The organism is Acidovorax sp. KNOB132, assembly GCF_057541515.1.
The window spans coordinates 1-21,060 of the sequence record NZ_BAAJYT010000031.1 but is presented as its reverse complement, the minus strand read 5'-3'; the positions used below and the strand labels follow the sequence as shown (position 1 = coordinate 21,060).

Genomic DNA, 21,060 nt, shown 5'->3' with positions numbered 1-21,060 from the left:
TGGCTGCGGGCAAAGGCCTTTTTTGTTTTGTCGAGCATGGCGCTGTACATCCATGCGGCTCCTGCTTGTGCGGAAAGCCTCTATCAGGAACAGAGTTTCAGGCCTTTGACGGCCGATAACAAGGCGTTTCGCGTGGGCGACGTGCTGACGGTGCAGGTGTTCGAAAACTCCAGCGCGACGACGAGCGCGGATACGGGTACACGGCGCAAGAACGGGCTGTCTGCGGAGCTTGGGCATCGCAGCGGTAGCGTGGCCCAGACAGGTATCGCGGTCACCGGCGACTTCGATGGCGGGGGCAAGACCCAACGGACCAATCGGGTACTGGCCACGCTCACAGTGTCCGTTCGAGAAGTGCTACCCAACGGTGAATTGAAGGTCTCTGGCGAGCAACTGTTGACCGTCAACGATGAGCCGCAAAAAGTCACCCTGGAAGGCCGTGTGCGGCCACTGGATATCTCGGATGGCAATGTCGTTTTGTCGACGCGCCTGGCCGATGCCAGGATCAGCTATGTGGGTGAGGGCGACATTGCGGAGCGCAATCGGCGTCCCTGGTGGCGGGCGCTGCTGGATGGGATGGGATTGTGACCATGAGGCGAACCATTCGAACCCTCTTTGGCCTGTTGGCGGGCGCTGCGTTGTCGCTGGCGCTGGGGATGTCTGCCCAAGCTCATGCGGAGTCTGTACGCGTCAAGGACCTTGGAAAGCTGCAGGGTTGGCGTGAAAACGCGCTGGTCGGCACGGGCATCGTGACCGGTCTGGCAGGCACTGGCGATTCGTCCACGAACCGGAGCATGCGGCAGGCTCTCTCCAATGCCATGTCCCAGTTCAATCTGAATGTCGGGCCCGAACAAATCCAGAGCCGCAACGTGGCGGTGGTCATGGTTAGCGCTGTGCTGTCTCCCTTCTCGCGGGAGGGCGACGCGCTGGATATCACCGTGACCTCTGTCGGCGATGCACGCAGCCTGGTCGGAGGCAGCTTGATGCTCACCCCTTTGAAAGGGGCCAACGGGCGGGTCTATGCCTTGGCGCAAGGTTCTTTGTCGGTGGGGGGATACCGTTACGACGCCAATGGCAATGTGGTGCAGAAAAACCATCCCACGGTGGGTTCCGTACCCAATGGCGCCACCGTGGAAGTGGGTGTGACGGCGCAGATGGTTTCAGAAAGCTCCCGGATGACTTTCATCCTCAATGAGCCCGACTACACCACTGCCAACCGGGTGGCGGAGGCGATCAACCGCAAGTTGGGAGCCGGTCTGGCGCAAGCGCGGGACGCATCAGGGATTGAACTGATGGTGCCCGAAAGCCAGCGCCGCCAGCTGGTCGCTTTCGTCGCCGGGCTGGAGTCGGTCATGGTCGAGCCGGACCGCCGGGCCAAGGTGGTGATCAACGAACGCACCGGTACGGTGGTGTCGGGGGGGGATGTTCGCATCTCCCAGGTGGCGATCTCGCACGGCGATATCAAGGTCTCCATTCGCAACGAGACGGTCGCTTCTCAGCCCTCTTTCATCGGACAGGCGGGCGATGGTGTTCGCACGGCGCTGGTCACCAACACGCGCATCGATGTGGACGAGCAAAACGGCCCCGGCTTTGTCACCGGCAGCACCACGGTGTCTGATCTGGTGCAGTCGCTTGCCAGGCTCAAGACGAACACGCGGGACATCATCTCCATCCTTCGCGCGGTGAAGACGGCAGGTGCGTTGCACGCCGAACTCATCATCCAGTAAGCACAGCGGAACGACCCCATGACCGAAGGAATCGAAGCCATCACCCAAGCCAGCCTGTCGCTGGCGCTCGATGCGGCAACGTTGCGCCACCAGGCCATCGCCAACAACATTGCCAATGCCGGAACGGAAGGTTTCGTGCCGCAGCGGCTGGGCTTTTCCAGCCAGATGCAAGAGGCCCGCCGCCAACTGGACGAAGGCCGACGGATCGATGCAAGCCAGCTTGCCGCGATGGCAGAAGCCGGTTTCAGGCTGGAGCCGGTATCTGCAGGCAATGGACTGCCGGCTCGGGTCCAACTGGATTCCGAAGTGGCGCAGATGGCGCAGAACGCGGTGCATTACCAAGCCTTGCTCAAAGGACTGTCGCGCCACATGGCCATTCTTTCCACCGCCGTCTCCGACGGCAAACGCTGACTTTTTCTAGGCGCAATTCCATGGACTACTCCAAAGCCTTTGCCATCAGTGCCAGCGGCATGACCCTCGAACGCACGCGCGTCGAAGTGGCATCCCTCAATCTGGCCAACGCCAACACGGTGGCGGGACCCGATGGAAAAACCTATCAGCCCCTCCGGGTGGTCGGCCGTACCGCTTTCAGCGATGCGGTGACAGAAGGCCTGGCGGGCCCCTCGGTCGCTGTGGAGCCCACGCTGCAAAGCCCTCGCATGGTGTATGAGCCTGGGCATCCGATGGCCAATGCGCGTGGATTTGTGGCTTATGCGGGCGTGGACCCCGCTGCAGAGATGGTGACGCTGATGGGGGCGATGCGCTCCTACGAAGCCAACGTCGCGGCGATGAACACTTCCCGGAACATGGCGCTCAAGGCGCTGGAAATCGGAGGCAATGCATGAGCACCGAAGCCATCACGGCCTTGGCTTCGTCCGCTCTGCCGAGCCTGTCTGCACCGCTGCCACTGCCGCCAGAGCCGGGCATGGCTGTCGGAGCGCTGCAGTCGCCGCCGTCGCCGGGATTTTCCGATCTTGTCACGCAGGGGCTGCAGCAGGTCAACCAGCAGTTGCTGGGCAGCCAGACCGATCTGCAGCAGCTCGCTGTCGGCAATGTCCAGAACTTGCACCAGATCATGATTCGGCTGGAGGAAAGCAAACTGTCCTTCCAATTGATGATGCAGGTGCGCAACCGGCTTCTGGAGTCCTACCAGGACGTCATGAAGATGCAACTCTAGCCATGACCGATAAGCCAAGACTGAAACTCCGCACCGAGAGCGTACGACCATGATCGCATTCTGGGAGGGCCTGAGCCGCTCCGCGCGCGCCAGCCTGATCGCTGGCCTTTTGGGCATCGTCCTGATGACCGCTGCACTCGCTTGGTGGTTGCTGCGAGCAGACTATCAAGTGCTGTTCGCCGACCTCAAGCCACAGGATGCGACGGCCATGACCGCCGAGCTGGAGAAGCTCAAGATTCCTTATCGGTTCGACGAAAGCAATGCCTCCATCCTGGTGGACAAGGCACAGGTGCACTCCACACGCATCAAGCTGATGGGCAAGGATTTGCCACTGCACGGTGCGGTGGGCTTCGAGCTGTTCAACAACACCGACTTCGGCATGACGGAGTTCGCGCAGAAGATCAACTACCAGCGGGCGCTCCAGGGCGAGCTGACGCGCACCATCCTGTCGCTTTCGGAAATACGCGATGTGAGGGTCCATCTCGCCTTGCCGGAGCAGGGCTTGTTCAAGCAAGCCAGCGCTCGCCCCAAGGCGGCGATCACCCTCACGCTGAGAGAAGGCCAAGCCTTGCGTGCCGAGCAGGTGAGCGGTATCCAGCGATTGGTTGCAGCGGCAACGCCCGGAATGACAGCGCAGGACGTGACAGTGGTGGACAAGCAAGGTGTTGCCTTGAGCCGATCAGTGGACGATGGGGGTGAGCCCGCCTCATCCGGTGGAGGCGGCAGCCGGCTCGACCTGAAGAAGGACACCGAGACCCAGTTGGCGCGAAAAGCGGCCGCCGTGCTGGATCGCGCTTTCGGTCCAGGTCAGGCCCTGGCGACCGTCGATGTCACCTTGAACATGGACCAAGTTCGGATCACTACCGAAGACGTCATTCCTGCACCGTCGAGGACGGCGGACAGCAAAGGCGTCATCGTGAAGGAGCGGGAGTCCATACGAGACGGGAATCTGGCCCCGCTGGATGCCGTTCGATCTTCCAACGCCGCGGGCGCCAGTACACAGCGCGAGGTGGATTACCAAGTGGGCCGCAGGGTGGAGCAGGTGGTCAGCCAGGCCGGGTCGGTTCGACGGATTCAGGTCGTCGCAGTGGTTCGGCAGCCACTGGACGCCTTGCAAGAAGACAAACTGCGCCGCGTATTGGCGGCAGCGGTGGGGGCGAACATGGACCGTGGCGATACGGTGGTCGTGCAGTCCCTGCAAGCCCTTCTTCCACCCGCCATCGACCAGGCAGCGGCCGATGCTTCCAGTGCGCAAGCCGCCATGGGGCCAGAGTCTGCGGGTTACCCGGCGAGGGGTGACGCGGTTGATGGCCGGAGCATGGCACTGGGTGCCTATGCCAAGGCTTTGCTGGCCTTCGCGTTCGTCTTCGTGTTGGGCGTGTGGGCCTTTCATTCGCTGCGCCGTCGCCAATCCGCTGGCCGCACGCAAGCCGCATCGCCATTGACCGAGGCCGAACGGCAGGCCGCGCTGCGGCGCGTGCAGGCCTGGATGCAGACGGGCCCATCCAATGGTCCTTTGGACGCGGATCTGCCGCGGCATCAGCCATGATGTTTTCAGAGTTGACCAGTTCGCCCGTCGGCCGCAGCGCCAGGCATTCCGCATTGCTGCTGCACGCGATGGCTCCATCTGACCGGAGTTGGTTGCTATCGCGCCTGCCCTTGCCGCAGCAGCAGGAACTGACGGCTTTGGTGGCCGAGTTGGATGGGCTGGGCATCTCGCCCGACGCCAGTGTCTTGAACGAGGCTTTGAACGCCTGCGCGCCTGGGACTGAAGCGCACACGACAATGCGGGAAGAGGCCACCGCCTTCCATGTGGCGGAGCATTCGAATCCTCTTCCCGCGATGTCGGATTTTGATTTCTTGATGGCCTTGGACGAAAAAGACCTGGTCGCCCTTTCCAAGGCGTGGCGTAGCGAGCCGCCCGGCTTGGTAGCGATGGCGCTGCGCTTGCAAGCCTGGCCGTGGCAGCGCACGCTGCTGGAGCGCCTTCCAGCGTTGCCGCGGCGCAGAGTCGAAGACATGCTGGACATGGAAAACTGCCCAGTGCGATCGGATTCGGCACTGGCTCTGGCGCTCATGGCGAGCATGCGCACCTGTTGCGAGTCGGCGCGGATCGCTGTGCAAGATTCGCTGCCAGAGAAGGCGCTTGTATCAGGCCAAGGCTGGAAATCGCGGATGTTCCGGTGGACTGGCGCGTTGGCGAGGACGGTTCGATGAAGCCGGCCACCTTGATCTTGCGCGATGCGCCCTTGCATGCGCAGACTTTGAGCCTGGGCCGGCCGGCGCACAAAGCAGCAGAAAAAAAGTCCGGTGCTCCGGCAGCGACCCGCCGGCGCAGCGGATGCCGTGTCTTTGGCAGAGGGCTCTGCGAAGGCGATCTCGCATCCATCGGAGCCGGCTGTATTGGATGCAGCAAGTGTTGCAGCAGCTCGGGAGTTGGCACTGGCTGCTGAGCTGGCCAAAAGGCATGAACATCTCCTGGAACAGGAACGCCGCGCTGCTTACGACAAAGGCCGCCAGGAAGGCATCGCGCAAGCGCAACGGGAGGCCCGGCTGCAGATGGAGAAGCTGGCTACGACCATTGCCCAAGAGCAGGTGAGCCGAGCGGCTGCAGACGCCCAGAAAACAGCCCAGGACCATAGCCGGCAATTGAACGACAAGCTGCACCAGCAAAGCAAACTGCTGGAAAAGATCCTGGCGGAGTTGCCCGCAGAGCGCGAAAGATGCCTGCGCAACGCAGAAGAAGACATGCTTGTCCTGGCTTTCGAGATGGTGTGCCGCATCCTGGGGGATCAAGCGGCAACGCAAGACGGTCTGCGCGCATTGCTGGACAGAAGCCTCAAGTCATGGCACGGGCGCAGCCCGTTGAGCATTCATCTGCATCCCGAAGACGTGCAGCTGCTGCGTACGGACGCAGACAGTCTGCAATTGCTCTCAGCCGCAGGGTTCAGTGCAGAGCGTGCTTCCCTGCGCTGGGTGGCAGATGCGAAAGTCGCGACCGGAGGCGTTTTGTTGCGTGCAGCAGAGGGCGCGTTGGATGCCAGGCTGGAAGTGCAACTGGACGCACTGAAAGCCAGCCTTTTGCAGACCCGTGAAGCCCGCCGATCGCTGGTTTCCGTGCCTCGCCAAGGTGAGAAGGCATGAACATGTCCGCTCCCCGTTCGTCCGGCCTTCTGCAGGACTATCGCGCTGCGCTGCAGCAAACGGAGTTGTCCCGGCGGATCGGATGGGTGCGACAAATGCAGGGTTTGGCGATCGAAGCGCAGGGGCCGGATGCCACCGTCGGCGAGCTGTGCCGCATCCTGCCACGCAGGCCTTCGGCTGAAGGCGGGCTTGCTTCTGGGGACGGCCTGTCTCATGGAGTGTTGGCGGAAGTGGTTGGGTTAAGGGGCGACGTCATCACTCTGATGCCTTATGGCAGCATGCAAGGCGTGGCCGCAGGAGCGGAGGTCATCGCACTGGGACGACAGTCGACTTTCGGTGTCGGCCCTGAACTGCTCGGGCGTGTGATCGATGGGTTCGGACACGCCTTCGATCAACGCGCAGACCCCGATGCACCGCTTCAGCGCCCATTGCATGCCAGCCCGATCAACCCCATGCAGCGGCCCAAGATTCACCAGGTGCTTCAAACGGGGGTGCGTTGCCTGGACGGGTTGCTGACGCTGGGCTTGGGGCAGCGTGTGGGCATTTTCGCAGGCAGTGGCGTTGGCAAGAGCACGTTGCTGGGCATGATTGCGCGGCATGTCAGTGCCGATGTGAACGTGATCGCCCTGATCGGCGAACGGGGCCGCGAGGTGCGGGAGTTCATCGACAAGCAGTTGGGCGAAGAGGGCCTGAAGCGGTCTGTGGTTGTCGTCGCCACTTCCGACCAGCCGGCGCTGGCGCGCATCCGTGCAGCGCATGCTGCCGTCACCATTGCAGAGTATTTCCGGGACGCGGGCCAGCAGGTGCTGCTCACCATGGACTCGATCACCCGGCTGGCCATGGCGCGCCGCGAGGTGGGCCTGGCTGCAGGGGAGCCCCCCACCGCGCGTGGCTACACCCCGTCCGTTTTTGCGGAACTGCCCCAGCTTTGCGAGCGCTGCGGCACAGCGCCCTCAGGGGGCTCCATCACGGCGCTGCTGACGGTGCTCGTCGAGGGAGACGACATGAACGAGCCCATCGCGGATAGCTTGCGCTCCATTTTGGACGGTCACGTGGTGCTGTCTCGCCATCTGGCGCATGAGGGGCAATACCCTGCCATCGATGTGTTGCGCAGCGCCAGCCGGCTGCTCCCCGATTTGACGAGCAAGGACGAGCAGGAATTGATTTCCGATGCCGTCAGGTACCTGGCTTTGCTGGATCGCAATCGCCAATTGGTGGATATCGGCGCTTATGAGAAAGGGTCGAACCCGGAACTGGATCGCGCCTTGCTGTTGGCTCCGGCATTGAAGGAATGGTTGCGGCAGCGAGAGGGTGGCATTGCGCGATCCACTGGCATGCGCGAGTTGCGCGCTATCTTGTGGCCTGACCGGGCAGTACTCCCTGTGGCTGCACCCGTACCGAACGCACCCTTACCCCCAGCGAAACTGAGTTTCGCGATTGGTGCAAACGGGATGGCAAGCCCTGTGAAGGCGGCTCGATGAAGGAAAACGCAGCTCAAAGCTTGAACGCAGACTTGCGCGGCTTCAATTATGCGTTGGCGCCGTACATGCGCAAGCAGGAATGGCAGATGGAGCGGCTGGAAAACCGTTTGGCACGGCTTCGACAATCGCTGGCCGAGTCACGTGAACAGCGCGCGGCGCTCGATCTGGATTTTCAAAGCCAGGTCGCTCACTTGCAGTTGAATTGGCAACCCCGTCCGGATCCTCACATGCACCAGCGCGGGTTGGGGTATCTGGCCCAACTGCGTGGACACATTCAGGAAAAGGACCGGGAGATAGAGGCCTTGTGCGAGCAGAAGGCGCTTTTGCTGGCCGATTGCGTCGCTCAACAGCGCAAGATCGACGGGCTGAAAGAACACCGTGCCGATGCCATTCAGGAGTATGCCAACGATGCCGCCCGTGCTGCCGCCGCGGAAGCTGACCGCAGCTGGATTGGCCGCCTGTACTACCGCACCGCTCGCGGCGCGGAATCTTTCGAGAATCTGCCATGACGGTGCTGCAACCTGCCAACCGTGAGGCCTTGATGGACGTCGACCTGCAACGCCGTTCCGTGCAACCTGGCCAGGCAGGCGAAGATGCTCCTGCGGACAGAAAGCGGGCTCGGCAGGCCTGGCTTCATGAAATGGAACGGGCCCAGTTATCCAACTGGTTCCAGCCTTTCGTCGCCAGCCCTTTGGTAAACGGGGCCGAAGCGGGGCAGTCCCAGCGCAGTGCCGCGCTTCGTCCACCAGAGCCTTTGTCCATGGCGGGGCAGACGGCTTTGGCATCCCGCAGCGGTTATTTCCCCATGTCTTCGGCGGCGACTGTCCGTGAGGGCTTCCCACGTCCTGTGTCTGAGGCACCCTTGGACGTGGCCGCCACCCATGATGCGATGGCGCCGCAGGCAATCCAAGGGCGCCAAGGTGGCACACCGCAGAGCCCTGCGGTCGTGGAGCACGAAGATACCGCCGCTGAACTTGCCGGACCTGCGTCACGGAATCAATTCGCGACGAGGCCTGCCGCACAACAACCTGCGCAATCGCCAGGTGCAGGCAACCACGCAGCTGCGCAGGGCGTGGTTGTCGCTGGGTCACAGAGCCTGAGCGAGATCATGGCCGGTGCGGAAAGTGCTCGGATATCTCAGGTCGTTCCATCGTTGCCAGTCAATGCGGATCCGAAGGTTGTCAATCCGTCGATGGGCACCAGCGGTGTTGCATCGCTTTCGACTCCGGTCGCGGTCGTTTTGCGGGCTCCCTCGGGTTGGGTCGACCAAGGAGGCGTTGCCGGTGAATCTTCCCTTTTCAGCGTGGAGTTGAACGCGAAAAGCGCTCTGAGCGATTTACCTCGTGCCGGCGATGCGTCCAGGCAACCCGTACAGCCCGGTACCTCACCCGTCAGCCGATTGGTTGGAGGGAGCACGGCGCAGCAAGCTGCGACACGCTTGCATGCCAATTGGACGCCGGACGGCTTGAACCTCTGGATCGGCATGGATGGAACGGCTCAGCAGGTGACTGCCCAGGCGGCAGTCGTCGTCAACACGTTGCAGCGCACCCTTCGAAACCAGGGACACAGACTGAGTCGCGTGGTCTGCAATGGAAGCGTGGTCTACGACGCAGCCACGGCATCTTCCGGCGCCTCGCCGTTCAGCGATTTTGCAAGTTTTCTGGAACAACGCACCGTGGGCCATTGCACTCCCGGTCTATTTTCTTTTCCGCCCCCCAAGGAGAATTCATGAGCATCAGTGGCATCAGCAGCACCGCCACCAACCTGCGCGCCAATGGCCTGAATCAGGAGGATTTCATGAAAATCCTGCTGACTCAGCTGACCTATCAAGATCCCATGAAGCCGATGGACAACCAGCAGTTCATGGCCCAGATGGCGCAGTTCACGAGCCTGGAGCAAACCCAGCAGCTCAACGACAAGATCTCGACCTTGATCAGCAATCAGGCGGCGCTGCAGTCGGTCGGGTTGATAGGCCGCACGGTGGACATCAACTCTACCGGAGGCACGCTGACGGGCACGGTCGTTTCGCTGTCGCTGGCCGGCGATTCACCCCTCATCACCCTGCGCACGACCGCAGGTGCGACGTTGCAGAACATTTCCCTGAGCCAAGTCACCGCGGTGCGCTGACGCGCTCAAATCCTCAAACAGGAATCAACATGATCGAATCCATCTACGTTGGCATGACGGGCTTGTCGAGCTTTTCCCGTGGCTTGCGCGTGATCGCCAACAACACCACCAATCTCAATACGCCTGGCTTCAAAAGTACGTCGCTCCGGTTTTCGGACGCTTTTTATTCCAATGGCAGCTACTCGGGCCGACAGTTCGGACAACTGGGCTATGGGGTGAGCACGGCGGGAACAACGTTGTCGTTCAAGGCGGGGGAACTGCGCCAGACGGGCAATGGCCTGGATCTGGCCATCGATGGCCAAGGGCTTTTTACGCTCAAGGGTGAAGATGGCCGTATCACCTATACCCGCGCGGGGCAGTTCCAGTTCAACAGTGACGGCATTCTGGTGGATCAGAGCACGGGGGCCAAGGTCATGGGCGTGGGGGCCAACGGCGCTCTCACTGAAATCAGCATTGCCAATCTCAAGACGAGCCCGGGCAAAGCAACCGCAGTCGCCAAGTTCACCGGCAATCTCTCCAGCACCGGAACCGACCAGACCATCAATGGGGTGCGTGTCATCGACGCGGCAGGGGGAGAGCATCTGCTCACGGTCAAGCTCACCAACACAGGCACCACCACGCCTGGAAGCTGGCAAGTGGACCTGATGGATGGCACCACCGTCGTCGGGACGAAGCAATTGATTTTCCAGGATGGAAAGCCGACAGCGGCCACGGCAAAGCTGGCCTTTACCTACACACCGACCGGGCAGGCGGCTCTGCCTTTGACCCTGGATTTCGGCACGGATGTGACCTCCTTCGCATCTGGCACGCTATCCACCCTGGCCTTCGCATCGCAGGACGGATACGCCCCTGCGGAGCTGAGCGCCGCCGCCTTCGACGCGAGCGGAACGCTGGTTTTGACATACGCGAATGGACAGACCGTGAAGGGTTCACGCCTGTCGCTCGGGCGCTTCGATTCGGCAGATGCCGTCGGATCATTGGGCGACAACCAGTTCGAAGCCCTGGATGGCAACGCTTGGCACACCGGCGTAGCTGGTGGTGCATTCGGGTCCGTGCGATCCGGGTACATCGAAATTTCCAATGTGGACCTGTCACAAGAGTTCAGCGATCTGGTGATCATGCAGCGTGGATACCAGGCCAGCTCCCAGGTGATCTCCACCGCCAATGAGATGCTGCAAGAGCTGTTTTCGATGAAGAGCCGATAAACCGTGTCTTCATCCCCCGACCGTCACAGCACTACCGCGGCCCCGGCTCGTGAGTCCGCTGGGCTGCTGTCCCTCGAGGACTCGCGCCGCAGAAGCCGCGAACTTCGCAGTTGGAGCGTTGCTGCCCTCGATGGCATGCGGAGCATCTTTCAGAACGTGTATGACCGCTGGCGCCAAGACTGGGGGGTGTCCACCGGGATTGCCGCGGGTGATGCGGAGGTTCGCGTTCTGGAAACTTCCGCGCGCCCAATCTTCAGCGATGCGAAGGCCCGGCAGTTGCTGGGCGCGCTCATGTTTGGAGAATCGCCTGCAGCGTGTGATTTCAGCGCGACTGATCATCCTAGCGCGTCCATGGCTCGTCAACTGGGTGCGCAGGCCTGGGAGGCCTGGTCCCGCAGCATTTCGCAGGTTCTGGCGCGGGGAGCGGAGGGCATTCCAGATGCAGAGTTGCCCAGCCTTCCAGGCGAAATGGCGCCTTGGTCGGGCGACCTGACCATCACCTTTCCTTGGGGGGAGGGCCGATGGGCGCTCTGCTTGGGCGCAAGCGCCGTAGAGCGCATTTTGACGGGCCATGGGTTTCAGGAAAAAACGCGTGCATGCCCGTTGCCTGAAGCCCCTGCGCGCGCCTTGATTTCCTTGATGGATGCCTTGCGTCCGAAAGCCCTCCATGTGCGAGTCGAATTGACCTCGGTGACTTTGAGTCTCGGGCAATTGCAGACGGTGGCGTTGGGCGACGTGATCGCCTTGGATCACCGGCTCGATGCGCCTGCGGTGGTGCTTTTGGGGTCGCCACAGGCCGCCTCCGATTCGAACAACATTCCTCCCACGCCTCTTTGCGCTGCCTGGCTGGGTCAACGCCAGGGAAAGATGGCCGTAGAGCTCCATCCGTCGGCATGAACCCTGTTTTCAGATATTCCATGACTACCAACTCGACCGATACGCCCCAGCACGCCCATCGCCTTGAACTGGCAGAGTTCGATCACCCTGCCGATCCGGACATGGCATCGTCGCCGCTCGTGCCAACCCTTCATCCCTTGCATCAGGTCAAGACGACGTTGCAGGTGTGCGTCGGTGCGGCGACAGTGACGGTGGGTGAACTGCTGGGTGCGCAGGCACAGCAGGTGATTCTTCTTGATCGGAGCGTGGACCAGCCGGTCGATCTCCTGTTGGAAGGCCAGGTGGTCGCCCGTGGGCAACTGGTGGCGGTCGGGGATCGTTTCGCCGTCCGGCTTACCGAACTGCCTTTGCCGCTGTCCTTGGCGACCCCTGCTGCTGCACCATGACTTTGCCGGCAACCATTCCGCTGCGGCGTGAACCCGAGGCAGCCGCATCCACGCCTGGTCTGGATGCGGCCTGGATGGGCATTTTGGTGGTACTGGCTTTGCTGGCCGCGGTGGCGTGGCGAAAGATCCGCGTGCGCAGGCCGGTCGGGCAGGCTCCCAAGGCCACGATGACGCGCTGGAGCGATCTGTGGGCCAGACGTTCTGATAACGGTCTGGCGCTCGTGTCCAGCGCGCGCCTGACGCCAAGCCATAGCGTGCATGAAGTGCAGTGGCAAGGCCGCCGCATGCTCATCGGCTGCGCGGGGCAATCCATGCAACTCCTGGGTGAAGTGCCTGCGGTGGCGTCCGATTCCACGGGGCTGTCGGTCAATATGGGCGAAGGTTCCGAAGCGCCATGAACAAGATGCTCACATTGCCCGTCCGATGGGGGCGGGGGCGGCCAACCCGGTGGATCAGCGTGCTCTGCGCATTGGGCCTGCTCGGCCTGAACGGCGCGGTGTACGCACAACAGGCCGGCAACGGGGCGCTCGGGTCCAGCGCTGAAACATCGCAAGCCTTGCGCATCGTGCTGGGGCTGACGGTGCTGGCGGTGCTGCCTGCACTGCTGGTGTGCATCACGGGATTTCTGCGCATCATCATCGTCTTGTCGATGCTGCGGCATGCCATCGGCATGAACGAGACGCCACCGAACACGGTGCTGATCGGCTTGGCGCTTTTCCTCACCCTTTTCACGATGGCGCCAGTGCTGGATCAGGTCAATCGCGAAGCGTTTCAGCCTTTCATGGCTGGCAAGATCGGTATGGAAGCGGGATACACCAAAGGCATGGCACCCTTGCGCGACTTCATGGTGCGGCAAACGCGTGAGCAGGATCTGGCTTTGATGGTCGAATTGTCGAAGGCCAAGCCACCGACATCGATGGACGACATCAGCAACGTCCAGCTCATTCCTGCCTTCATGCTCTCGGAACTGAGGGCTGCGTTTCAGATTGGCTTCGTCGTCTTTTTGCCGTTCCTGTTGATCGATCTGATCGTGTCGAGTGTGCTGATGACTTTGGGCATGATGATGATGCCGCCAACCACCATTGCGCTGCCGGTGAAGATTCTGATGTTCATCCTCATCGATGGTTGGAGCTTGCTGCTCAAGGCCCTGGTGGGCAGCTTCCATTGATCGGGTTGGAGCGCCAGGCATGGCTGAGACAGCACGTTCTGCGAGTTCCATCGCCTCGCCCATCCCCGAGCCGGAGGATGGAGAGACACTGCTCTGGCAGCGCTGGCGCCATGCCGCAGACATGGAGGCTCGCGATCGTTTGATTCAGATCTTTCTGCCTTATGCCCGCATGTTGGCGGCGATCAGTTTCAAGGGACGCTTTCACGACGAAGTGGAGTTTTCCGACTATTTTCAATTGGCCAGTATCGGCCTGGTGGAGGCGGTGGATCGCTACGATCCCGAACAAGGGGCCCGCTTCAAAACCTATGCGGCGCACCGAATCCGGGGGGCGATTCTGAATGGCTTGGAGAAGCTGACAGAAAAGAACCAGCAGATTGCCCTGCAGAAGCGCTTGCGTAAGGATCGCCTGGACGCTGCCAAATCGGAAGCGAGCCTGTCTGCCGATTTCGTTCTTCCGTATGAGGGCGATGCGGCGGCTAGAAACCCTTCAAACTTGCTTGCCTATTTGGCCGAGGTTGGAATCGGCCTTGCGCTGGGCATGATGCTGGAGGGCACCGCAATGATCGCTGGCGAAGTATCGGAAGATGCCTGCATGGCGATTTCGCCGGAAGTGCTTTACTTTCGAAAGAGTGAGAGCCAGCACTGGCAATCATTACTGGGCGATCTGGTGGATCGATTGCCGGAACAAGAGCGGCGGGTGATCCGAGGCCACTACCAGCAGAACATCGCATTCGAAGACATCAGCCACATGATGGGCGTTTCAAGAAGCCGCATATCGCAGATACATCGACAGGCACTTCTGGGCCTGCGCAAATCCCTGGCGGAAGGTGCCGCGTGTGATGTCACCTGGTAGCACCTTACCGCTCGAGCATGGCACCACCCCGGGCCACGTCAAACTATGCAAACCACACTGACCCCTCGCTTTTCCACACCCGTCGATTCCGATGCTGCGGCAACGCTCGCCCGCCTGGATCGATTGGAGGCCTACCTGCGCGACGATTCGGATAACGAAACGTTGCTCGCTGAGGCATTCAACGCGGCTTTGCAATGCGCCGCATGGTCCCGCGCGGAGTTTCATTTGCGGCATGGGAAAGCGCTGCATCCCGATTCGCTGCAATGGGCATTGCGCGAAGCAGATCTTTGGCTGGCCCAATCGAATTTCGACCAGGCGACCATCGTTCTTCGGGCGTTGCAGGCGCAGCCTGATACGCCAGCGGGTTTCAGAGATGCCGTCCTGCATGACTTGGCATTCATTGAATTCCAGCAAAGGAACTACGGGGCCTGCACAGCGCTATTGGCAGGTCACATGCAGGCAGGCGATGCAGACCAGGAATCTGCTCCTAGCACCATGTCTCGTGAAATGGTTGTGCTTTGGCTGCGCGCCCTTCACCATGCCGGTGATTTGGAGCAGGCGGTGCGGTGGACGCAAACCTTGGAAGAACAGCGCGGCCTTTTCCCTCAAGCCGCAGGAGTCGCCAGTTTGGTCGCCCTGGATGCTGCGCAGATGGCCCTTGCGAGTCGCTGGTCGGCCATGGCACTTGAGCAGGCATCCGCGTCGGACCGACCCATCGAGGCCCTCGTTGTACAGGCATCGCTGGCACTCGCCTCCACCGATGCGGCCAAAGCCCTTGATTTCTCCGAACAGGCATTGCTCATCCATCCCCAAGACGGCCGTGCTTTATCAGCACATGCGTTCGCGCAGCTTCTGGCGGGTCAACCACAGGCTGCTTTGGCGTCTTTCCGCAGAGCCTTGTCGTTCATGCCGAACCATATTGGCACTTGGCACGGTCAAGGGTGGACGCAGCTGACACTGCATGATCCGCAAGCCGCGTGCACCAGCTTCGAGGCTGCACTGGCCCTGGATCGCAATTTTGCGGAAAACCATGGGGCGTTGGCCGTCGCCCTGGCGCTTCAAAAACAAACCGAGCAGGCGAACACGCAGGTTCAACTCGCGTTGCGTCTTGACAGTGCCAATATGTCTGGTCGCTTTGCCCAGGCGATTCTGGAAGGAAAAACTTCAGACGCACAGGCATTCGAACAACTGGCGCGTCGGCTATTGGGTGGCGAGGCGTACGAAACCGTCATGGGAGCCGTCAATCGCCGCGGATGAGCGCACGGCCGTCGCGCTCTAAGTGGCTTGCTGCAATAGAGAGTCGACGGCGATCGAGCATGCGCTCTTAAGTCCAGGGTCATCCTGCATCTGCCCGATGACCTGATCGAGCAAATGCGGAAAACCTGGGTCCACTTGCAGCCTGGTTCCAAACTCCTTGGTGAGCACGGCTTCCATGAATATCCTCAACGCCTTGCTTCTGCGCTCAGGGTCGTCCGCGGGAATGGCGCGTATCTGCCGCAACATGGGCTGTTCGGAACCCGGGGAATTCTGAACTTCTTTGGACTCACGTTGACGCGCAGGAGAAGCCGCGCGCACTCGCCCTGTCGATTCGAGTTGCGCCCGGACGATGGCACTCAACTGGGATGCTGCGTCAATCCGAGTCATGGTCAAGTCCTTTCACCACGCGGTTGAGTGGCGGTTGAGGTCAATGTGCCGGGCCTTGCTGAAGATAGTTCGACAACAGCACATGGGAAGACTCGTCCTCGTCGGGCTGCGGGGCCAACAGCGTTGGAACTGCCACCGGCACTGCTTGCTGTGGCGATTGGTGCGCGCCCGGCAAAAGCGCATCCATTTGCGCCAAAACCTTGCGGATATCAGCGGACATCGGCGGATGGTCTGCATTGCGGACCAATCCAGCTTCGAAACACGCCCGGGCTGTATCGAAACTGTCGCCAGCCAGCGCGGCAAAACCCCTGATCCAATGGGGCAGGGGGCTCTCATCCTCCAAACCCAACAGCGGCTGCCAGGTGAGCAGCGCTGCAGAAGCACGCCCGGAGCTGAACTGCAGCAGGCCAAGCTGGTACCGGGCAACGACAAGCCCAGGTGAAAGCAATACGGCATTTGCAAAACCTTGTTCCGCCAAATCCATGCGCCCGAGGGATGCGTGTTCGGCCCCCAGCAAAAAGTGAGGCAGGCCGGACTCCGGCTGTTCCTGGATGGCTTGCCGCAAGAGTGCAATCGCTTGCTCACTATCGCCATGGGTGCTTGCGGCGATCGCGTTCTCCAGGGCAGACGACATGGGGGAAGAAGACATCAAGTTTGCCTAAGTGATACAGACCGAAGAAGGGTAGGAAGGCAACGGTCTAAAGTACCGTAACCGTAGTGGGCATGCCTTCGGATGGGCATGTTCAATATATCCAGCGATAGCGAGACATGTTGAGCACTCTGGTTTTTAATCCTGACTGGTTTACTGGGAATTTTGCTGCTCCATGGATTGCATCAGCTAGAGAGTGTTGTGAACTTCCTGCCCCAGCCAGCACCCGTGCGGCAGCGGACAACGTGAGCACCGCAAAGACAAGGAAATGCAGCCCGCCCACTTCGGGCAGTCGCTCGCAGTCCCGCGAGAGCCCTGCGGAATCTCGTCAGCCAGCCGAAGCTGCGCTCCACCACCCAGCGCCGGTGCAGCAACACGAACCCCTTCTTATTCGCCTCCGGCAACGTCATGGTCTGCAGGTCGATCCCGTTGTCCTGCGCCGCCTTTGATGCAGCCTACACCGGTGTAGCCCTGGTCCGCCCAGGCACGCTGCACTGGGCGACCCGTGGCCTGCGTCACGTCCTTGCACAGGCGCTGCAGCTGGGCACGCTCCTGTTCGTCAGTTGGCGTGACATGCACCGCCAGCAGGTGGCCCAGCGTGTCCACGGCCATGTGGACCTTGCTGCCGCGCTCATCTGCACGTGCGCCCATCCATCACCACGGCGCTGGGCTGGCCTTGGCGACCCTGCGCTACGCGAATGATGGAGCGCAGGTCGAGACCATCGCCTCGAAGCAACCCGCGTCCAACCAGCGCCGGCGTGCTGAGAGACCACTTCCCAGGGCGGCGGGACCATGGGGCTGCATCTGCCAGGGCGGTCCCGCGCGTAACAGCCAGCGCAGGGCATTGAAGACTTCCCGCAGATCGTGCTCTCGCTGGGAAGCGTGCCTGTCCATCAGGGTCAGATAGGGTGCCGCGAAGCTCCATTCTTCATCGCTGATGTCCGTTGGGTACGGCTCGCGGGGCATCTGCAAACTCTACTCGCGGCTTTGCTCTCACTGAGGAAGTTCACAATACGCTCTAGTTAAAACGGTATCGGTTAAACCGGGCACATCAGGGCCTCCAGCTGTGCCTGGATTCGCTGGTTGCGCGTGGGCTCGTGCACCAGCAAGAGTGCGTGGGGATGCGCTTTGCCGATGCGCGATGCTGATCAGCGTTCGCCGCGGTTTGTCGGCCCGAAGTCAATGAAATCGGCCGGCACATTCGCCGTGAGCCAGACGCCATTCTCGGCTTGGTAGAACCGGTGCCCTTGGCCGTGCATGGTGGCCGCTGCGATGGACAGCACCACGGGCTGCCCGTATCGCTGCCCCACGCTGGCCGCCGTCTGCGCATCCTCTGAAAGGTGCACGTGGTGCCGCAAACCCGGCAGCAATCCTTGCTGGCGGATCGACTCCAGAAACCGGGTTGCAGTGCCGTGGTACAGAACAGCGGGCGGCGTCTTTTCCTCCATGCGGATCGACACGGTGGGGGTGGAGTGCCCTTGCACCGCGCGGATGCTGCAGCCATCTTCCGAAATCGAAAACCGTTTTTTGTCGCTGGTAACGACGACCTGCTCGATCAATGCACGGTCCAGCGCACGACCGTGCTGGGCCGCCGCTGCGATCAATGCGTCGATGGGGGTCCAGCCCTCGCGATCCAGGGTCAGCCCGATGGATTGGGGCTCATGGCGCAGAACGTAGCTGAGAAACTTGCTGGTTTCGGCGAGTGGCTGGGTGCTCATGGAAAACGCTTGGGCTGCTTATCCGGCCTGGCGGCCCGTCACTCCGCCGCTGCGGCGATCAATGCCTGCAGGGCCTCGTCCACTTCGCGGTCCTCGACCCCCTGCTGCGGCACCAGGCAGGCTGTCAGCGCCTGCAGTGCTCCCGCTTCCTTCTGCAGCCGTGCAATGGCCTGCCCCGCATCGCGCGGCGCATCGAAGCCGGTGCTTTGCAACAGCACCCGGCCATCCGCCGCGACCAGCTTGAAGTAGAACTTGCCGTCTGCCTCGCGGTACTGCTTGAACGACGGCAGCGCCGCCTTGGCGGGCTTGGCCTGTGCCGGCGCCGCCACCGCGGCGGTGCGCAGGCTGCGCAGCCCCACGGCCCCGCGCAGGTCGCGCATGAACGGCGTGGCGATGGCGCGTGCGCGTTCGGCGCCGGCCAGCAGGGTGTCCTCGATCTGCGAGGGGTCGGCCATCAGTGCTTCGTAGCGCGCGCGCATGGGGGCGATGACCTGGTCCACGCGTTCGAACAGCACCTGCTTGGCGTCGCCCCAGGCGATGCCTTCGGCGTATTGCCGGCGCAGCGCGGCGGTTTCCGCCTCGGTGGCGAAGGCCTGGTAGATCTGGAACAGGGCCGAGCCCTCGGTGTCCTTGGGTTCGCCGGGCGCGCGCGAGTCGGTGAGGATGCCGCCGATGAGCTTGCGCAGCTGTTCGCGCGAGGAGAACAACGGGATGGTGTTGTCGTAGCTTTTGCTCATCTTGCGGCCGTCGAGGCCGGGCAGGGTGGCCACGTGCTCGTCTATGGCGGCCTCGGGCAGCACGAAGCGCTCGCCGTACAGGTGGTTGAAGCTGGCCGCCATGTCGCGCGCCATCTCGATGTGCTGCACCTGGTCGCGGCCCACGGGCACCTTGTGGGCCTTGAACAGCAGAATGTCGGCGCCCATGAGCACGGGGTACATGAACAGGCCGGCGGTCACGCCGTCATCGGCCTCGCGGCCGGCCGCGGTGTTCTTGTCCTGCGACGCCTTGTAGGCATGGGCACGGTTGAGCACGCCCTTGCCGGTCACGCAGCTCAGCAGCCAGTTGAGTTCGGGAATTTCCGGAATGTCGGACTGGCGGTAGAAGGTGACGTGCTCAGGGTTCAGCCCGGCGGCGAGCCAGCTGGCCGCGATCTCCAGCGTGGACCGCTGGATGCGCACCGGGTCTTCGCACTTGATGAGCGCGTGGTAGTCGGCCAGAAAGTAAAAGCTCTGCACGCCGGGCTGCAGGCTGGCCGCGACGGAGGGGCGGATGGACCCGACGAAGTTGCCCAGGTGCGGCGTGCCCGTGGTGGTGATGCCGGTGAGAAAGCGCGTGGTGGTCATGAAAGCAGGATCCGCAGAAAACAAAGAAAAAGAGAACCGCAGCCGCGGGCCCGTCGGCACCGCAACGTTCAGGTGCGGGTGCCGATCAGCGCAGCATCGCCATCAGGGGCGTCAGCAGCAGGTTGATGGCTGAGTAGCCCAGCGACATGAGCGGGCGCAGCCAGACCGCACCCACCACGCCGGCCACGACCAGGGCCAGCACGATGAAGAACCCGTAGGGCTCGATGCGCGACACCATTTGCGCCTGCTTCCAGGGCAGCAGGCCGACCAGGATGCGCCCACCGTCCAGCGGCGGCAGCGGAAACAGGTTGAAGGCCCACATGACGAGGTTGACCAGCATGCCGGCGCGCGCCATCTCCAGGAAAAAGCGCTCCTGCACGCCGAAGCCGACCAGCGCGATGAGGAACACCGCCCACAGGATGGCCTGGAAGAAATTGGAGGCCGGCCCCGCCAGCGCGACCCAGATCATGTCGCGCTTGGGGTTGCGCAGGTTGCCGAAATTCACCGGCACCGGCTTGGCGTAGCCGAACAGAAATGCCCCCGACGTGGCGAAGTACAGCAGCAGCGGCATGAGGATGGTGCCGACCGGGTCGATGTGCTTGAGCGGGTTGAGCGTGATGCGGCCCATCATGAACGCGGTCTGGTCGCCGAAGTGGCGCGCGGCGTAGCCGTGGGCGGCTTCGTGCACCGTGATGGCGAAGAGCACCGGCAGTGCGTAGATGAGAACGGTTTGGATGAGGTTGGAGAAGTCCACCGGGCGATTGTCTCAGACACCGGCGAGGGGCCTTTCCCGCGGCATAAGCGCAACTACGGAGGGCGCCCGGCGCGATCGTTGATAGCATGGCACGGCATGTTGCAAAACGTAGCCTGTGCACACCGCCGGGCGCCGGTGGCTGCCTGCGATAACGACATACAACAGGCATAGGAGACAGTCGATCATGGGCTTGGACAGGCTGAAGATTGGTACGCGGCTGGTGCTGGCGTTCGGGGCGCTCGCGGCGCTGATGGCGCTGCTGGTGGCCGTGGGGCTCACCGACATCGGGCGGGCGCAGGCGTCGCACCGCGCGGCGTTGCAGTTGGCGGGCGGCCTGGCCGACGCGCAGCGAATGCCGCTGGTGCAGGCCGTTCAGGCGGCGCAGGGGCAACTGGACGACGTGCGGGTGTGGCTGCTGGTGCTGGGCGGGCTGGTGTTCGCGGTGGCCATTGCCGCGTTCCTGCTGCTGCGCCAGGGCATCGTGAGCCCCCTGGCCCAGGCCATCGTCATCGCCGAAACCGTGGCGGCGGGCGACCTGAGCAAGGAGTTCAGCTCCGATCTGCAGGGCGATTTCGGGCGGCTGCTCGGGGCGTTGGGCACGATGGAAGACACCTTGACCGAGCTGGTCTCGCGCATCAAGCAGTCCACCGATGCGATCACGCTGTGCGCGGGCGACATCGATTCGGGCAATTCCGATCTGTCGCGCCGCACGCAGGAGCAGGTGTCCTCCCTGACCGAGACGGCCGCGAGCATGGCGCAGCTCACTTCCACCGTGCGCCAGAACGCCGAC

Annotated in this window: 26 protein-coding genes and 2 pseudogenes; 20 read left to right on the top strand and 8 right to left on the bottom strand. The window is 62.3% G+C overall.

The features are described 5' to 3' along the window. Positions 1–36: 36 nt before the first annotated feature. The 19 genes from AC27IO_RS07370 (at position 37) to AC27IO_RS07280 (ending at position 15,419) form a co-directional block, all read left to right on the top strand. Complete coding sequence (locus AC27IO_RS07370; RefSeq protein ID WP_498738170.1) at positions 37–585, top strand: flagellar basal body L-ring protein FlgH; 549 nt, start codon at positions 37–39, stop codon at positions 583–585. 2 nt (positions 586–587) lie between these two features. Next, on the top strand, positions 588–1,724 hold the full coding sequence (locus tag AC27IO_RS07365; protein ID WP_498738168.1) for a flagellar basal body P-ring protein FlgI: 1,137 nt from the start codon (positions 588–590) through the stop codon (positions 1,722–1,724). Between the two features lie 18 nt (positions 1,725–1,742). Next, entirely contained in the window at positions 1,743–2,135 is a 393-nt protein-coding gene (locus AC27IO_RS07360; protein WP_284408168.1) for a flagellar basal body rod protein FlgB, read from the top strand. Positions 2,136–2,155: 20 nt separating this feature from the next. Next, positions 2,156–2,569, top strand: a complete 414-nt coding sequence (gene flgC / locus AC27IO_RS07355) for a flagellar basal body rod protein FlgC (RefSeq protein WP_498738165.1) — start codon at positions 2,156–2,158, stop codon at positions 2,567–2,569. Further along, positions 2,566–2,901 carry a flagellar hook-basal body complex protein FliE gene (gene fliE, locus AC27IO_RS07350; protein WP_284429287.1) on the top strand — a complete coding sequence of 112 codons (336 nt, stop codon included), beginning with the start codon at positions 2,566–2,568 and terminating at the stop codon, positions 2,899–2,901. The genes flgC and fliE overlap by 4 nt, the downstream gene beginning before the upstream one ends. Positions 2,902–2,950: 49 nt before the next feature. Further along, positions 2,951–4,450: a flagellar basal-body MS-ring/collar protein FliF gene (gene fliF / locus AC27IO_RS07345; protein ID WP_498738163.1), complete on the top strand. Its 1,500-nt coding sequence runs from the start codon at positions 2,951–2,953 to the stop codon at positions 4,448–4,450. After that, positions 4,447–5,118, top strand: a complete 672-nt coding sequence (locus AC27IO_RS07340; RefSeq protein WP_284429285.1) for a hypothetical protein — start codon at positions 4,447–4,449, stop codon at positions 5,116–5,118. The genes fliF and AC27IO_RS07340 overlap by 4 nt, the downstream gene beginning before the upstream one ends. Positions 5,119–5,247: 129 nt before the next feature. Further along, positions 5,248–6,045 carry a FliH/SctL family protein gene (locus tag AC27IO_RS07335; protein WP_498738161.1) on the top strand — a complete coding sequence of 266 codons (798 nt, stop codon included), beginning with the start codon at positions 5,248–5,250 and terminating at the stop codon, positions 6,043–6,045. Then, on the top strand, positions 6,042–7,526 hold the full coding sequence (locus AC27IO_RS07330; RefSeq protein WP_498738159.1) for a FliI/YscN family ATPase: 1,485 nt from the start codon (positions 6,042–6,044) through the stop codon (positions 7,524–7,526). Before AC27IO_RS07335 ends, AC27IO_RS07330 begins: the two co-directional genes overlap by 4 nt. After that, positions 7,523–8,035 (top strand): hypothetical protein, encoded by a 513-nt coding sequence (locus AC27IO_RS07325; RefSeq protein WP_498738157.1) that lies wholly within the window; start codon positions 7,523–7,525, stop codon positions 8,033–8,035. Before AC27IO_RS07330 ends, AC27IO_RS07325 begins: the two co-directional genes overlap by 4 nt. Further along, the gene (locus AC27IO_RS07320; RefSeq protein ID WP_498738155.1) at positions 8,032–9,258 is read left to right on the top strand and encodes a hypothetical protein; all 1,227 of its coding nucleotides are present in this window, start codon (positions 8,032–8,034) and stop codon (positions 9,256–9,258) included. Before AC27IO_RS07325 ends, AC27IO_RS07320 begins: the two co-directional genes overlap by 4 nt. Beyond that, positions 9,255–9,653, top strand: a complete 399-nt coding sequence (locus AC27IO_RS07315; RefSeq protein WP_284427681.1) for a flagellar hook assembly protein FlgD — start codon at positions 9,255–9,257, stop codon at positions 9,651–9,653. The genes AC27IO_RS07320 and AC27IO_RS07315 overlap by 4 nt, the downstream gene beginning before the upstream one ends. Positions 9,654–9,682: 29 nt before the next feature. Further along, entirely contained in the window at positions 9,683–10,858 is a 1,176-nt protein-coding gene (locus tag AC27IO_RS07310; protein WP_284429280.1) for a flagellar hook protein FlgE, read from the top strand. A 135-nt stretch (positions 10,859–10,993) separates the two neighbouring features. After that, a complete protein-coding gene (locus tag AC27IO_RS07305) occupies positions 10,994–11,755 on the top strand; it encodes a hypothetical protein (RefSeq protein WP_498738153.1) in 762 nt (253 codons plus the stop codon). Positions 11,756–11,775: 20 nt separating this feature from the next. Then, complete coding sequence (locus AC27IO_RS07300) at positions 11,776–12,141, top strand: FliM/FliN family flagellar motor switch protein (protein ID WP_284429278.1); 366 nt, start codon at positions 11,776–11,778, stop codon at positions 12,139–12,141. 74 nt (positions 12,142–12,215) lie between these two features. Continuing rightward, complete coding sequence (locus tag AC27IO_RS07295) at positions 12,216–12,539, top strand: flagellar biosynthetic protein FliO (RefSeq protein WP_498738151.1); 324 nt, start codon at positions 12,216–12,218, stop codon at positions 12,537–12,539. Beyond that, positions 12,536–13,309, top strand: a complete 774-nt coding sequence (fliP, locus tag AC27IO_RS07290) for a flagellar type III secretion system pore protein FliP (RefSeq protein WP_498738149.1) — start codon at positions 12,536–12,538, stop codon at positions 13,307–13,309. The genes AC27IO_RS07295 and fliP overlap by 4 nt, the downstream gene beginning before the upstream one ends. Positions 13,310–13,328: 19 nt before the next feature. Beyond that, positions 13,329–14,162: a sigma-70 family RNA polymerase sigma factor gene (locus AC27IO_RS07285; protein ID WP_498738147.1), complete on the top strand. Its 834-nt coding sequence runs from the start codon at positions 13,329–13,331 to the stop codon at positions 14,160–14,162. A gap of 45 nt (positions 14,163–14,207) precedes the next feature. Then, positions 14,208–15,419 carry a tetratricopeptide repeat protein gene (locus AC27IO_RS07280; protein WP_498738145.1) on the top strand — a complete coding sequence of 404 codons (1,212 nt, stop codon included), beginning with the start codon at positions 14,208–14,210 and terminating at the stop codon, positions 15,417–15,419. Positions 15,420–15,437: 18 nt separating this feature from the next. Here the strand turns inward: AC27IO_RS07280 and AC27IO_RS07275 are convergent, their stop codons facing one another. From AC27IO_RS07275 to AC27IO_RS07240, 8 genes and pseudogenes are all read right to left on the bottom strand, one after another. Beyond that, positions 15,438–15,806: a hypothetical protein gene (locus AC27IO_RS07275; RefSeq protein WP_498738143.1), complete on the bottom strand. Its 369-nt coding sequence runs from the start codon at positions 15,804–15,806 to the stop codon at positions 15,438–15,440. Positions 15,807–15,846: 40 nt separating this feature from the next. Continuing rightward, positions 15,847–16,455 (bottom strand): tetratricopeptide repeat protein, encoded by a 609-nt coding sequence (locus AC27IO_RS07270; RefSeq protein ID WP_498738141.1) that lies wholly within the window; start codon positions 16,453–16,455, stop codon positions 15,847–15,849. Between the two features lie 283 nt (positions 16,456–16,738). Beyond that, a pseudogene (locus tag AC27IO_RS07265) lies at positions 16,739–16,844 on the bottom strand (transposase); the annotation flags it as partial. Continuing rightward, on the bottom strand, positions 16,843–17,067 hold the full coding sequence (locus AC27IO_RS07260) for a transposase (protein WP_498738189.1): 225 nt from the start codon (positions 17,065–17,067) through the stop codon (positions 16,843–16,845). The pseudogene AC27IO_RS07265 and the gene AC27IO_RS07260, both read right to left, overlap by 2 nt. 78 nt (positions 17,068–17,145) lie before the next feature. Beyond that, positions 17,146–17,349: a transposase gene (locus AC27IO_RS07255; protein ID WP_498738187.1), complete on the bottom strand. Its 204-nt coding sequence runs from the start codon at positions 17,347–17,349 to the stop codon at positions 17,146–17,148. A 254-nt stretch (positions 17,350–17,603) separates the two neighbouring features. Further along, positions 17,604–18,173 (bottom strand): RNA 2'-phosphotransferase, encoded by a 570-nt coding sequence (locus AC27IO_RS07250; RefSeq protein ID WP_498738139.1) that lies wholly within the window; start codon positions 18,171–18,173, stop codon positions 17,604–17,606. 38 nt (positions 18,174–18,211) lie between these two features. Next, entirely contained in the window at positions 18,212–19,516 is a 1,305-nt protein-coding gene (locus AC27IO_RS07245; protein ID WP_498738137.1) for a tryptophan--tRNA ligase, read from the bottom strand. An 85-nt stretch (positions 19,517–19,601) separates the two neighbouring features. Beyond that, positions 19,602–20,270 carry a site-2 protease family protein gene (locus AC27IO_RS07240; protein ID WP_272565547.1) on the bottom strand — a complete coding sequence of 223 codons (669 nt, stop codon included), beginning with the start codon at positions 20,268–20,270 and terminating at the stop codon, positions 19,602–19,604. Positions 20,271–20,454: 184 nt separating this feature from the next. Here AC27IO_RS07240 and AC27IO_RS07235 point away from each other — a divergent pair. After that, positions 20,455–21,060: pseudogene (locus tag AC27IO_RS07235) on the top strand (methyl-accepting chemotaxis protein); the annotation flags it as partial.